Source organism: Nocardia cyriacigeorgica NBRC 100375 (assembly GCF_000308555.1).
In the GTDB taxonomy this organism is placed as follows: Bacteria; Actinomycetota; Actinomycetes; order Mycobacteriales; family Mycobacteriaceae; genus Nocardia; species Nocardia cyriacigeorgica.
This window is the reverse complement of the sequence record NZ_BAFY01000007.1, coordinates 1-13,158: the sequence shown is the minus strand read 5'-3', so window position 1 is coordinate 13,158 and position 13,158 is coordinate 1. Positions and strand designations below refer to the sequence as shown.

Sequence of the window (13,158 nt, the reverse complement as noted above, 5' to 3'; positions counted from 1 at the left end):
TCGGTCTACTTCGCGGCGATATCACCGAGCTGATCGGCCGCGCGCTGGGCGTTGTCGCCGGGCACCAGCGGGTTGAACGCGCCGACGATCTCCGAATGCGAAAACCCGTCCGGCTTCTCCTTGATCGCATCCGTGATCCGCGCGCCCTCGTTCTGAATGGTCATCGCACGCCAGCCCTTACCCGCCGAAGATGTTCGGACCGGGCGGCAGAGTCAGCGGCCCAGGCGGCGGCAGCGTCGCCGTCAACTCGTTGTACCGGGACGCGAAACCCTCATCGGTCTCGAGGTAGCGCTGCGCGATCTCGCGGTGGAGGGTTTGGATGTCCTCGACGATGCGGTAGTGCTCTTCGAGGATCGCGCTGACGCTATTCTTGTCCTCTGCACCCTCGGCCTTGGCCCGGTAACGGGAGACCAGGATTCGAGCGGAACCCAGATCGGGATGCGCCTCACCCAGGTCCCATTTCTCGCGCTGCGAGATATCCCGAGCTGTACGTTGCAGCTGTCGAATTAGGAGTTTGAACCCCTCGCAGTCCCGATCGATGTAGACGAATTCCTCGGCGTTCACTCGCACCGCATCCGGGGAACCTGCACCGAAGTCCACCGACAGTCGCCCCTCCCGCACCTCCGTCAGCAGACCCTCCAAGGGCCGCGGCGGCACATCGTCACTCATCGCTGCATCCCCTCCCAAATCATGGTGCCACGGTAGACCGTTCGAGCCGAATCAAGCGTCAGCCGGCACATGCGGCACGACCTTTTCCGCCAGGCCACGAGCCAACTCACACGTATCCATGCCCCCCGTCTTATCATTCGATGCCGGGTTGATCATCGAGAACTCCAGGCTGCCGCCCTTCATCTCCACATTGAGCGTGCATCCCTCACGGGGATCAGCCTCGTCTACGCCGTTAACAGCAACTGCCCGCCGCCCCCCAATGGAGGCTTCCCAACGGACGGTGAAGTTCTTGTTCGACCGCACCATATCCACAGTCAGGTTCGTCGTTGTGATCCCCACCGCGTAACTGTCCGGCACGACCCAACCGCATCCACGCCACTTGCGTCCCCCGGACCCGTCGTAGTCGGCATTCCCATGCTCGGGCGAATCCGCCCGCATGTCCTCTTCTTTGATGATCGACGCCGGGATATCAGTACAGGGATCAAACCCCGACGGCACCTCCGCCGCCAACGTCGGCGTGGCCGACACCGCCGTCCCCTGCTCCGAAGCCCCTTCCGGCGTGGCCTTCCCATCGGTACCTGACGAACACCCCGCAGCAACCACCACCGCAGCCACCCCCAGCAGCCCCACCCGAACAGCCCGTGCAATCACCACAAGATCCTCCGGCGCCGGCATCCACACTTCCGCCGAGACCGGACCGGCTCTTCCCGCCCCCTGCGATTACCGCCGACCCTACCGGCCTCGTCACCACCCCGACAACCCTCCGGAACAGAGACTGCCGCCCTCGATAAGGGTCATCCCGCGAACCGATCCTAACGTGGCTTCCCCAGCAGGAACGGCGAGCTCTTGTGGCTGTTGAACCGGTGATCCAGCACGATGCGGGCACCACCGATGCCGTTGCCCCGAGTTGTCGCATCGAGCCCGTCGGCACCGGCGAACTTCCCCCGCTATAGTGCACCAACCAGGTTCGAAAAAGGGGGATACACGCTGTGAAAGTGAGCCCAGAGCAACTGCGGTCCTTGGCGTCGACTATGCAGGACATCGGTTCCGGTGTGCAGGCACTGGATATCCGAACAAAGATCAACGAAATAGGGACCGCACTGCCCGGATCCGGATTGGGCGAGGTAGCAGCAACTGCAGCCGACCATATCGAAGGCGCCTGGTTGCGCATGGCCATGCGATGTACACGAATTTCAAATATATGCCACGGGAACGCTGGCACATTTGAAGTGACAGACGCCGATTTCCGGGACAAACTTACTGAGATGGGGGACGGAATCAGATGAACGATACTGTACCAACACTCGGTCAGGTTCGGGTATGGCAACCGTGGAAGATAACCGAATCCGGACACGAGATTCATGCCCGCAATACTGACTTCGCTGGGTTTAGCGAACGAATGAATACTCATATCCGCGACGCCGGCGGAAATTGGGATGGAGATGCCTACTGGGCAGCATACGACCGGATCTCCGGAGATTTCGACGTCGCGAGGAAGGTGGCGCAAGAAGTAGGCGAAGTTGCCGACGCGATGATCCGCGCAGGCACGACGATCGGAAACTACCGTGATGTCTTGCTGGGCAAAGTGGCCGACGCCACCGAAGCCGGATTTGTCGTCGGTGACGACTGGCAGGTCAGCGGCGGCGGTACCGACAGCGGTGGGGGCGATTCTGACCTTCATCAACATCAAACTGCCGTTACAACCGCTCTGAACGAGATGCTCAATGCCAGAACGCAGGTGATGGCAAGTATCAGCCAGGCGGCCGACGAGGTTCGTTCGTGCGGCGAGCAGTTCGGACCTGGAGACGCAATCGGGGACGAGAGCGAAGGCCCGCTCTACCAGCAACAGCCATCGGACGATGCCGCCAGGACCACGGCTGCCGCGGCCGAGTTCCGAAAGGTGTTCGGCCGAGACCCGGTGAGCAACGTCGACTGGGAAACGGCCATGGTCCTCAACCCCAATAGTTACGATCCCAAATACCAGGGCGTAGACGCCGAGGTCCGGGTCGCACGCATCGAACCCGTACCGGGGCAAGGGGTTGTGCGGACGGCCCAGTGGATCGAGCAGGAGAAGGTATTCAACGTACCAAAAGACCTCGGCGACAATCGCACGTGCGACCCGAATTTCGATCCCGAGCACGCACGTGTCACCACATATATCGACTATGAGAACGGGATTGTCGTAATACGCCAGAACCCGTCAGTCTCCGAGGATGGCGAAGTCGACGTATCGGCACCGGAGGCTGAAGTCTGGCAAGCCGACGACGGGTCCGTGAGGGTGAAATATGATGCAGGTAACCCTCACTCGCCTGACCCGACAGGTAAATGGACCGTCAACGGCGATCTAGTATTCGTTCCCGGCCATGGAGAGCCGGAATCACCTGGGTCGACCGGCGTGACGGTGCACGGTACGCGCACAGATTACCCGTCACTCGAGGTGTATCAGGAGTATCAGAATGGACACATCAATGACGTCGCGATAGATCCTGCTGTGACCGGTGGCGAGCATGGACCACTGGTCAACCTGCCATTCCACCATACGATACCCGGCTCCGACCCGGATATCTTTGACAAATTCAAATATATCCAGGAGTATCCCGGTGACCAGCCTCCCGGATTTCCCAATATCTTCGAGTTCCCTGGTACCAGCGTCGGGGATGCGGAGAATCCACCTGTTGTGAGGACATTGACCCCAGCAGATAGGCCGCTGGCATGATTGACCTAGCCGGAAAGTCCAGCCAGTGGTATTGGGCGGGCGCTACACTCGCCTTCCCGGTGATTTTCACGTTCGACTACTCGATCTTATTTCTCACCGCGGCATTGTTGGCCGGACTCACGGATCTCGCCGGTGGCCTCGAAGCTCCGCTTGCATCGATTCCCGCGCTTCTGATCTCCGCACTCGTCGCGTTCGTCCTCTTCCGGAACAGGTTCGCAGCCGCCCGGGGCGTGGCGCTCGGGGCACTCGTCGCCGGCATCATGATCGTGGTTGTCGGGATAGTTATCGGAATCGGTTCCGGTGAAGTCCTGGAGGAGTCCCGGTGAGTACCCGGTGGATGCCTACGACGGGATGGTTCGGGCCACTCGGATTCGCCACAGCGGTCACCGTGTTCAGCGTGCTGTTCACGATTCTGCTCACAGTGGACGAAGTCCCCATACCCTCGATGCCTTGGCTGGTCCTAGGTGGCGGATTGTGGGTCACCTCAGTAGCCATTCGTGCGACTCGACAAGTCGGGGCGGGGCTTCTGATCGCGTCGTCAGCCGTCCCGATCAAGCTTGCGATTTACCCGATCATGGCCGTTTTTCTCGTTATAGGCCCCTTTGCTGCCCTCTGTGTGATCGCGGGCGTTGTGCCATACGCGATGTGGCGGCGCAGGCGTCAGGCAGGGGCGATCACGCAGTGTCCACCGGAGCAGTAGGAGTTCGTCTGTGCACTACCCTCCCCGGCCGAGCCGATCGGCACATGTGCAGCGAACAGCTCTATCACTCTGAAATGCCTGGTAATTGACACAATCTGCTGCGAATCTAGCTGTGGCAGAACAGAATCAGCAAGCGGTTCGGTCAGGCCGATGCCTACCCGCTTGCAGCGCAATGAATTGCACACGATAGGGTCACCGTGTGTCCGTTCAAGGGGATCGGACAAAGCGGAGGGAATTCAAAGAATGAAGTTCGGAAAGATCACTGCTGCCGTTTTCATGGCTGTCACCGCGGTGGGGATTACCGCGGCTACCGCCAATGGTCAGCCCGCTGTGGCGAATGATCCGGCCGTGGTGACTTCGGGGGACGCGACTTCCGGTGTTGTGAGCGGAATCAACTACAACACCACCGTTTCTCCTGCTGACAAGACCATCACCTGGTCGGTCGACAGCGGCAAGTTCGAGCTGACCTCGGATGGTTCTGCCGTGGTGCTGAAGTCGGACTCCGGCGCGACCGTTGATCAGGTGGCGCTGCGTTCGGAGGTCGCCGGGTTGCCGATCACGGTGGACGAGGAGATCAGCGCGGACGGCCGCAGCGTGACGCTGGCCGCCACGATGACGCCCGAGGACAGCGCGAAGCTGAAGGACGTCGCCGAGCTGAAGGACATCAGCTCCTACGACCGGCTCATGGAGCAGGTCAACAAGAACCTGCCCGGCATCGCCATCGGCGCTCTGATCGGTTGCTTCGTCCCGTTCCTGTGGATCATCACCATCCCGGCGGGTGCGGTGATCGGCGGATACGTGATGGGTGGCCAGCCGTTCCTGGACGCGCTGATCGCCTTCGCCACCGGCCAGCCCTGATCTGAGCAGGTAGCACCATAAAGGGGTGCGCAGGCGGAAATCGCCTGCGCACCCTTTGCGCTTCCAAGGAGGGCTACTCGGCGCTGTCGCGCCCGGCACGGATCTGCGCGGTTATCTCGTGCGCATCGACGCCAAGGCTGCGGTGGCCGGTCATCGTCTCCCATGCATCGTCGTTTCGGCGAGCGCGGAATTCGCGCTCTAGCAATGCTCGCAAGTAGTCCTGCATCGACTGGCCGCGGGCGGCCGCACGCGCGGCGATCGCGTCGTAGACCGGCTCCGGAACGTCGTAGATCTGGATCGACATGGACATGGCGAACAGTGTGCGGGCGAGCACATCGTGCTGGCAACGATGTACAGATACGACAAAAGGCGTTGCACCGGAATAGCTCCGGTGCAACGCCTTTCGGGTTGATCAGCTCAGCGCTGGGCGACCATGGTCGGGGTGATGGGCGCCGGGAGGGCGGTCTCACCCTCCAGGAACTTGTCCACCGACGAGGCAGCGGCCCGGCCTTCGGCGATGGCCCACACGATCAGCGACTGGCCGCGGCCCATATCGCCGGCGACGTAGACGCCGGGGATGTTGGTGGCCCAGTTCTTGTCGCGCTGGACGTTGCCGCGCTGGTCGTAGCCGACGCCGAGGTCGGTGAGCAGGCCCGGCTTCTCGGGGCCGACGAAGCCCATGGCCAGCAGCACCAGATCGGCTTCGAGGGTGAAGTCGGTGCCTTCGACCTTCTCGAAACGGCCGTTGACCATCTTCACCTCGTGCGCCTCGAGGCCGGTGACCTTGCCGTTCTTGCCGACGAAGCGTTCGGTGTTCACCGAGAACACCCGCTCGCCGCCCTCCTCGTGCGCCGAGGACACCCGGTACATGAGCGGGTAGGTCGGCCACGGGGTGGAGCTGGCACGCTCCTCCGGCGGACGCGGCATGATCTCGAACTGGTGCACGCTTTCGGCGCCCTGCCGGTGCGAGGTGCCGAGGCAGTCGGCGCCGGTGTCGCCACCGCCGATGATGACGACCTTCTTACCGCGCGCGTGGATCGGCGGCAGACCGTCGGCGTCGGTGACCGGATCGCCGTGCTGCACCCGGTTGGCCCAGGGCAGGAACTCCATCGCCTGGTGGATGCCATCGAGTTCACGACCGGGGATCGGCAGGTCGCGGGCCTGGGTGGCGCCGCCGGCCAGCACGATCGCGTCGAACTGCTCGCGCAGCTCGTCGGCGGTGATGTCGACGCCGACGTTCACCCCGGTCTTGAAGATGGTGCCCTCGGCCTCCATCTGCGCCAGGCGGCGGTCGATGAAGCGCTTCTCCATCTTGAATTCCGGGATGCCGTAGCGCAGCAGACCGCCGATGCGGTCGGCCCGCTCGAACACGGTCACGGTGTGACCGGCGCGGGTCAGCTGCTGGGCGGCGGCCAGACCGGCCGGGCCGGAACCGACGACGGCGACCTTCTTACCGGTGAGCCGGGTCGGGTACACCGGGGCGACCCAGCCCTCGTCGAAGGCGTTCTCGATGATCTCGACCTCGACCTGCTTGATGGTCACCGGGTCCTGGTTGATCCCGAGCACGCACGACGCCTCGCACGGCGCCGGGCACAACCGCCCGGTGAACTCCGGGAAGTTGTTGGTCGCGTGCAGCCGGTCGATGCTGTCGCGCCAGCGGTCCTTGTAGACCAGGTCGTTCCATTCCGGAATCAGGTTGCCCAGCGGACAACCGTTGTGACAGAACGGAATACCGCAGTCCATGCACCGGCTGGCCTGACGCTGGAGGGTCTGGTGGGAGAAGTTCTCCTCGTAGACCTCTTTCCAGTCCATCAGGCGCAGCGGCACCGGACGCCGCTTGGGCAGCTCACGCGAGGTGTGCTTCAAAAATCCCTGCGCGTCACCCACGAGCAGCCTCCATAATTGCCTCGTCCACGTCCTTGCCGCTCTTCTCAGCCTCGGAGATAGCGAGCAGCACCTTCTTGTATTCGCGTGGCATAACCTTCACAAAGTGGTTCACCTGCTGCGACCAGTCACTCAGAATGCGTTCGGCCACAGCCGATCCGGTCTGATCGCGGTGCTGCGTGATGATGTCGCGCAGCCAGGTGAAGTCGTCGCCGGACAGCGGTTCGATCGCATCGGCCTGGTCCGGGTTCACCTTCGCTTCGAAGGTGCCGTTCGGGTTGTAGACGAACGCCACACCACCCGACATACCTGCACCGAAGTTGCGGCCGGTCTCACCGAGGATGACGACCTTACCGCCGGTCATGTACTCACAACCGTGATCGCCGACGCCCTCGACCACCGCGGTGGCACCCGAGTTACGCACCGCGAACCGCTCACCGACGATGCCGTTGATGAACGCGAGGCCGCTGGTGGCGCCGAACAGGATCACGTTGCCCGCGATGATGTTCTCCTCGGCCACGAACTCCGGCGGCGCGGTGGGCGCCGGGCGGACCACGATGTGGCCGCCGGACAGGCCCTTGCCGACGTAGTCGTTGGCATCGCCCTGCACTCGCAGGGTGATACCGGCCGGGACGAACGCGCCGAAGCTGTTACCCGCCGAACCGGTGAAGGTGATGTCGATGGTGTCGTCGGGCAGGCCGGCGCCACCGTAGAGCTTGGTCACCTCGTGGCCGAGCATGGTGCCGACCGTCCGGTTCACGTTGGTGATCTTGGTTTCGAACTTGACCGGCTTGCCGCGCTCGAGCGCATCGGCCGACTGGGCGATCAGCTCGTTGTCCAGCGCCTTGTCCAGCCCGTGATCCTGGGTCTTGGTGCAGCGGCGGTCCTGGTACATGAACGCCGTCTCGACGTCGTCGAGGATCGGCGACAGGTCCAGCTTGCTGGCCTTCCAGTGCTGCTTGGCCTTGCTGGTGTCGAGCAGGTCGACCCGGCCGATGGCCTCGTCCAGCGTGCGGAAGCCGAGCTGGGCCAGCAGTTCGCGCACCTCTTCGGCGATGAACATGAAGAAGTTCTCGACGAACTCCGGCTTACCGGTGAAGCGCTGACGCAGGATCGGGTTCTGCGTGGCGACACCGACCGGGCAGGTGTCCAGGTGGCACACCCGCATCATGATGCAGCCGGAGACCACCAGCGGAGCGGTGGCGAAGCCGTACTCCTCGGCGCCGAGCAGCGCGGCGATCATCACGTCGCGGCCGGTCTTCATCTGGCCGTCGACCTGCACCACGATGCGGTCGCGCAGACCGTTGAGCAGCAGCGTCTGCTGGGTCTCGGCCAGGCCGAGCTCCCAGGGACCGCCCGCGTGCTTGAGCGAGGTGAGCGGCGAGGCGCCGGTGCCACCGTCGTGGCCGGAGATCAGCACCACGTCGGCGTGCGCCTTGGACACACCCGCGGCGACGGTGCCGACGCCAGGCTCCGCGACGAGTTTCACGTGAATCCGCGCCTGCGGGTTCGCGTTCTTCAGGTCGTGGATCAGCTGGGCCAGATCCTCGATCGAGTAGATGTCGTGGTGCGGCGGCGGCGAGATCAGGCCGACACCGGGCGTCGAATGCCGCACCTCGGCGACCCACGGGTACACCTTGTGCGCGGGCAGCTGACCGCCCTCACCGGGCTTGGCGCCCTGGGCCATCTTGATCTGGATGTCGGTGCAGTTGCTCAGGTAGTGCGCGGTGACACCGAAGCGACCCGAGGCGACCTGCTTGATCGCGCTGCGGCGCCAGTCGCCGTTCTCCTCCACCTCGAAGCGGGCCGGATGCTCGCCGCCCTCACCGGAGTTGGAGCGACCACCGAGCCGGTTCATCGCGATGGCGAGGGTCTCGTGCGATTCGGCGGAGATGGAGCCGTAGCTCATCGCGCCGGTGGAGAACCGCTTGACGATCTCACTGGCTGGCTCGACCTCGTCGATCGAGATCGGCGCGCGCTCACCGGACTTGAACTTGAACAGGCCGCGCAGCGAGGCCAGCCGCTCGGACTGGTCGTCGACCAGCTTGGTGTACTCCTTGAAGATCGAGTACTGCCCGGTGCGGGTGGAGTGCTGCAGTTTGAACACGGTGTCCGGGTTGAACAGGTGGTATTCACCCTCGCGCCGCCACTGGTACTCACCGCCCACCTCGAGCTCGCGGTGCGCGCGCTCGGTGCGGTTCTCCAGGAACGCGATCCGGTGCCGGGCCGCGACCTCGTCGGCGATGTCGTCGAGGCCGATACCGCCCAGGTGCGAGCGCAGCCCGGTGAAGTACTCGTCGACCAGACCCTGGTCCAGGCCGATGACCTGGAACAGCTGGGCGCCGTTGTAGGAGGCCAGGGTGGAGATGCCCATCTTGGACATCACCTTCAGCACACCCTTGCTGGCGGCCTTGTTGTAGTTGGCCACGGCCTTGCGGAAATCGGCGGCGTGATCGCCGGTGCTGCCGGGCACCTCGAGGGCGCCGCGCTCGAGCATGTCCTCGATGGACTCGAAGGCCATGTACGGGTTGATGGCCGCCGCGCCGAAGCCGACGAGCATCGCCATGTGATGCACCTCGCGGGCGTCACCGGCCTCCACGACCAGCCCGACCATGGTGCGGGTGCGCTCGCGGACCAGGTGGTGATGCACCGAGGAGGTGAGCAGCAGCGACGGGATCGGCGCCAGCTTCTCGTTGGACTCGCGGTCGGACAGCACGATGATGCGCGCGCCGCCGTCGATCGCGGCCGAGACCTGGGTGTTGATGGCGGCCAGCGCCTTGCGCAGCCCCTCACCGCCCTCGGCGACCGGGTACAGGCCGCGCACGACCACCGAACGCAGGTCGGGGTGCGAGCCGTCGTCGTTGATGTGCACGAGCTTGGCCAGCTCGTCGTTGTCCAGGATCGGCTGCTCGATGGCGATCTGCTTACAGGAATCCGGACCCGGATGCAGCAGGTCGGCCTCGGGACCGATGTTGCGCTTGAGGCTGGTGACGACCTCTTCCCGGATCGCGTCCAGCGGCGGGTTGGTGACCTGCGCGAACAGCTGGGAGAAGTAGTCGAACAGCAGCCGCGACCGGCTCGACAGCACCGCGATCGGGGTGTCGGTGCCCATCGAACCGAGCGCCTCACCGCCGGTCTTGGCCATCGGCGCGATCAGCAGGTTCAGTTCCTCGGTGGTGTAGCCGAAGATCTGCTGCCGGATCAGCACCCGGTCGTGCGACATGTGCACGTGCGGGCGGTCGGGCAGATCGGCCAGCCGGCTCACGCCCGCGTCCAGCCATTCCTGATACGGGTGCTCGGAGGCGAGCTGATCCTTGAGCTCGTCGTCGCCGACGATGCGGCCCTGCGCGGTGTCGACCAGGAACATGCGGCCCGGCTGCAGGCGGACCTTCTTGATCACCTTGGCCGGATCGATGTCGAGCACGCCGACCTCGGAGGCCATGACGACCAGGCCGTCGTCGGTGACCCAGATGCGGCTGGGGCGCAGGCCGTTGCGGTCGAGCACCGCACCGATGACGGTGCCGTCGGAGAAACACACCGAGGCCGGGCCGTCCCACGGCTCCATCAGCATCGAGTGGTACTCGTAGAAGGCGCGCCGCTTCGGGTCCATGGTCTCGTTGCGTTCCCAGGCCTCGGGAATCATCATCAGGACCGCGTGCGGCAGGCTGCGCCCACCCAGGTGCAGCAGTTCGAGCACCTCGTCGAAGCGGGCGGTGTCGCTGGCGCCGGGGGTGCAGACCGGGAAGATCTTCTCCAGCCGGTTCTTGCCCGCGGAGTCGGTGCCGAAGACGTCGGAGCGCAGCAGCGCCTCCCGCGCGCGCATCCAGTTCTCGTTACCGCTGACGGTGTTGATCTCACCGTTGTGGGCGACCCGGCGGAACGGGTGCGCCAGCGGCCAGGACGGGAAGGTGTTGGTGGAAAAGCGCGAGTGCACGATGCCCAGCGCCGACTCCACCCGGTCGTCCTGCAGGTCGAGGTAGAACGCCCGCAGCTGCGGGGTGGTGAACATGCCCTTGTAGACGAAGGTCTGGCCGGACAGGCTCGGGAAGTACACCGACTCGCGGCCGACCGCGCCCTCACCGGCGCCGGCCTTGCCGAGCTCGCGCTCGACCCGCTTGCGGATGACGTAGGCGCGCCGCTCCAGGTCCATCCCGGACAGCTGCTCGCCGCCGGCGGGGGAACCGATAAAGATCTGGCGGAAGGTCGGCATGGCATCGCGCGAGAGCGCGCCGAGCGAGGACTCGTCGATCGGGACCTCACGCCATCCGAGGACGGCAAGGCCCTCTTCCTTGACGATCTTGTCCACGCCGTACGCGGCGACGGCGGCTTCGCGGCGGGCCTGCGGCAGGAAGGCGATACCGGTGGCGTAGGAGCCCTCCGGCGGCAGCTCGAAGTCGACCACGGCACGGAAGAACCGGTCCGGCACCTGGATCAGGATGCCGGCGCCGTCACCACTGTTGGGCTCGGCGCCCGCGGCACCACGGTGCTCCAGGTTCAACAAGGCGGTGATGGCCTTGTCGACGATGTCACGGCTGCGGCGGCCGTGCATGTCCACGACGAATGCGACGCCACACGCGTCGTGCTCGTTCGCCGGGTCGTAGAGACCGATGGGTCCAGGTGACCTGTGGCCAGGAAGTTGCGTCATGCCTCTGCCTTCAAGAAAGTCGGCCCTCGATTCGGGCGGCCGTCGAAGACGGCCTGTCGAACGCCTCCGTCAAGACTGCGCCGGTACCTTCGGGAAGCCAGCCGCGCTGATGGTTCCCGGTATCCGATTCGCGGCACTCGCCGCTGGGTGCAGTCACGTCTCTAGTTGTCCACCCGCTCCTGTTATGCAGTAGGGGTGCTCGGTGGTAACGGAACGCTTACGTGTTCCTTACCGCCGCGCGGGGTTGTGCCCGCTACCCTCGGCACCGGATCAGGGTGTCCGTGCGGGCGCTCGGGTACCGAACGTTCTGTGTCCGGCGTAAGAGCAAACGATAAGTCAGGACCTGAGCCCAACCAACTTAGGTTCGGCTAATAACCAGGTCTAGCTGGGCTTCTCCATTCAGGTCCTCCACGTGTGCGCGTCGTCCAGTGTAAAGCAGCATCCGGGCACTGATCGATCCCGTTCCGCGCAGGTCGGAGGGGTTGTCAGGGGGCTTCCCGGTGGACGCGCGAACGCGCCGTTGCGCTCGAACACCCGCTTTCACCTGCGTCGAAGCAGATTTCCCCTCGCCGGAGCCGGACAAACCAATCGTGGTGCGGCTAACCATTGCACCGGCCGGTGAGATATTTCCGACAGCGTTGTGACGAGCACAGAACATGATCCGACCGTCCGGCCTGTTTTACGCGATGTGCGCTTCAGCACACTTGCAGCAAACTGGCCGGGAGTGGTCTTCGACACATATCGGGCAGCCGAGGGGCATGGACGGCCCGATCCGGATCCCGTTGCGGGAGCGTGGTCTTCGGCACAGGGGGTGCTACCTGGGGCATCTGTTCCGATCACGCACGCGCCCAGGCCCGCGAACGCAGTCGGCGACGGGACCTGAGCCTCCTGTGAGGCTGACCACATCCCCGGCTCCACGCTCGGTGGATCGGCAGATCGCCTGTCACGCTGTGACAACGAATCCGTGACACTTTCGCCACGCGCGGGCGCCCCACCACAGCAGGCGCGGACCGGCCCGGCGCGCGAATATCGGGGCCGAGCGCGACAAGGACTCGGACGTAGAGGATGTGGGAATCCCATGACCGTCATCGGCATGCTCACCTGGCTCGGCGGGGATCGGTCCGGCGCCCGGCCTGATAGCGAAGACCAGCGGGAACGCGGTGCGTACGCGCTCACCGGTGCGGTGGTCGCGCTGTTCGCCGTGGTCGCGGGTGTGGTCACCGGTGCGGCGGGCGCGGCAGCGGACTGGCCCGCGCCGGGGGTGATCGGGGCGGCGGTGATCGTCGCGGCGCTGGCGGGAGCGGTCGGTAAGGCGCTGGCGACCGTCGATCCGGAGACCGTGCTGCGGCGCGACGGCGCGACCGGCGACCGGCGCGGCTCGATCGGACGGGTGGTCGTCGCCGCGCTGACCGGTGTGCTGCTCGCCGAACTCGCCTCGACGCTGCTGTTCGGCGGGACCGTGGACCGGCTGCTCGACGAACGCGGCGCGGCCGCGGCGGCCGCGGTTCCGGCCGTGCGCGATGCCCGCGCCGACCTGGACCGGGCCCGCACCGACCGCACCAACCTGAACCAGACGATCGCGCAGGCCCAGGCCGATATCGACAAGGCACTGGTCACCGCGCGCTGCGAATACAACCCCACCCCGGAATGCCCGCAGACCCGCATCACCGGCGTCCCCGGGCGCGG

Annotated in this window: 10 protein-coding genes; 4 read left to right on the top strand and 6 right to left on the bottom strand. The window is 65.0% G+C overall.

Features of this window, described 5'->3' with window-relative positions; translation table 11 throughout:
- Positions 1–5: 5 nt before the first annotated feature.
- From RJ05_RS30640 to RJ05_RS00325, 3 genes are read right to left on the bottom strand one after another with little or no spacing between them, the layout of a single operon-like run.
- On the bottom strand, positions 6–164 hold the full coding sequence (locus tag RJ05_RS30640; protein ID WP_156090784.1) for a hypothetical protein: 159 nt from the start codon (positions 162–164) through the stop codon (positions 6–8).
- Between the two features lie 13 nt (positions 165–177).
- A complete protein-coding gene (locus RJ05_RS00330) occupies positions 178–669 on the bottom strand; it encodes a hypothetical protein (protein WP_036531543.1) in 492 nt (163 codons plus the stop codon).
- 51 nt (positions 670–720) lie between these two features.
- Positions 721–1,344 carry a DUF3558 domain-containing protein gene (locus RJ05_RS00325; RefSeq protein ID WP_036531574.1) on the bottom strand — a complete coding sequence of 208 codons (624 nt, stop codon included), beginning with the start codon at positions 1,342–1,344 and terminating at the stop codon, positions 721–723.
- Between the two features lie 607 nt (positions 1,345–1,951).
- On the opposite strand from RJ05_RS00325, the gene RJ05_RS00320 reads away from it, so the two are divergent.
- The 3 genes from RJ05_RS00320 (at position 1,952) to RJ05_RS00305 (ending at position 4,943) form a co-directional block, all read left to right on the top strand.
- Positions 1,952–3,385 (top strand): hypothetical protein, encoded by a 1,434-nt coding sequence (locus RJ05_RS00320; protein ID WP_036531540.1) that lies wholly within the window; start codon positions 1,952–1,954, stop codon positions 3,383–3,385.
- A gap of 59 nt (positions 3,386–3,444) precedes the next feature.
- Positions 3,445–3,711, top strand: coding sequence for a hypothetical protein (locus RJ05_RS00315; protein WP_156090783.1), 267 nt, complete (start codon positions 3,445–3,447; stop codon positions 3,709–3,711).
- A gap of 524 nt (positions 3,712–4,235) precedes the next feature.
- Positions 4,236–4,943, top strand: a complete 708-nt coding sequence (locus RJ05_RS00305; RefSeq protein WP_249040450.1) for a DUF8020 domain-containing protein — start codon at positions 4,236–4,238, stop codon at positions 4,941–4,943.
- A gap of 73 nt (positions 4,944–5,016) precedes the next feature.
- Here RJ05_RS00305 and RJ05_RS00300 read toward each other — a convergent pair whose 3' ends face one another.
- From RJ05_RS00300 to gltB, 3 genes are all read right to left on the bottom strand, one after another.
- Positions 5,017–5,253: a FitA-like ribbon-helix-helix domain-containing protein gene (locus RJ05_RS00300; protein WP_048833813.1), complete on the bottom strand. Its 237-nt coding sequence runs from the start codon at positions 5,251–5,253 to the stop codon at positions 5,017–5,019.
- Between the two features lie 107 nt (positions 5,254–5,360).
- Positions 5,361–6,830 carry a glutamate synthase subunit beta gene (locus RJ05_RS00295; RefSeq protein WP_036531531.1) on the bottom strand — a complete coding sequence of 490 codons (1,470 nt, stop codon included), beginning with the start codon at positions 6,828–6,830 and terminating at the stop codon, positions 5,361–5,363.
- Complete coding sequence (gene gltB / locus RJ05_RS00290) at positions 6,823–11,472, bottom strand: glutamate synthase large subunit (RefSeq protein WP_036531529.1); 4,650 nt, start codon at positions 11,470–11,472, stop codon at positions 6,823–6,825. The genes RJ05_RS00295 and gltB overlap by 8 nt, the downstream gene beginning before the upstream one ends.
- Positions 11,473–12,550: 1,078 nt before the next feature.
- Between gltB and RJ05_RS00285 the strand changes: the two genes are divergently transcribed.
- On the top strand, positions 12,551–13,158 hold a 608-nt coding region (locus tag RJ05_RS00285; protein ID WP_036531526.1), incomplete at its 3' end, for a DUF4407 domain-containing protein.

Coding starts and splice junctions, on each gene's coding strand:
- RJ05_RS00320 (WP_036531540.1), top strand. CDS start 1,952: ATGAACGATACTGTACCAACACTCGGTCAGGTTCGGGTATGGCAACCG.
- RJ05_RS00300 (WP_048833813.1), bottom strand. CDS start 5,253: ATGTCCATGTCGATCCAGATCTACGACGTTCCGGAGCCGGTCTACGAC.
- gltB (WP_036531529.1), bottom strand. CDS start 11,472: ATGACGCAACTTCCTGGCCACAGGTCACCTGGACCCATCGGTCTCTAC.
- RJ05_RS30640 (WP_156090784.1), bottom strand. CDS start 164: ATGACCATTCAGAACGAGGGCGCGCGGATCACGGATGCGATCAAGGAG.
- RJ05_RS00305 (WP_249040450.1), top strand. CDS start 4,236: ATGCCTACCCGCTTGCAGCGCAATGAATTGCACACGATAGGGTCACCG.
- RJ05_RS00330 (WP_036531543.1), bottom strand. CDS start 669: ATGAGTGACGATGTGCCGCCGCGGCCCTTGGAGGGTCTGCTGACGGAG.
- RJ05_RS00325 (WP_036531574.1), bottom strand. CDS start 1,344: ATGCCGGCGCCGGAGGATCTTGTGGTGATTGCACGGGCTGTTCGGGTG.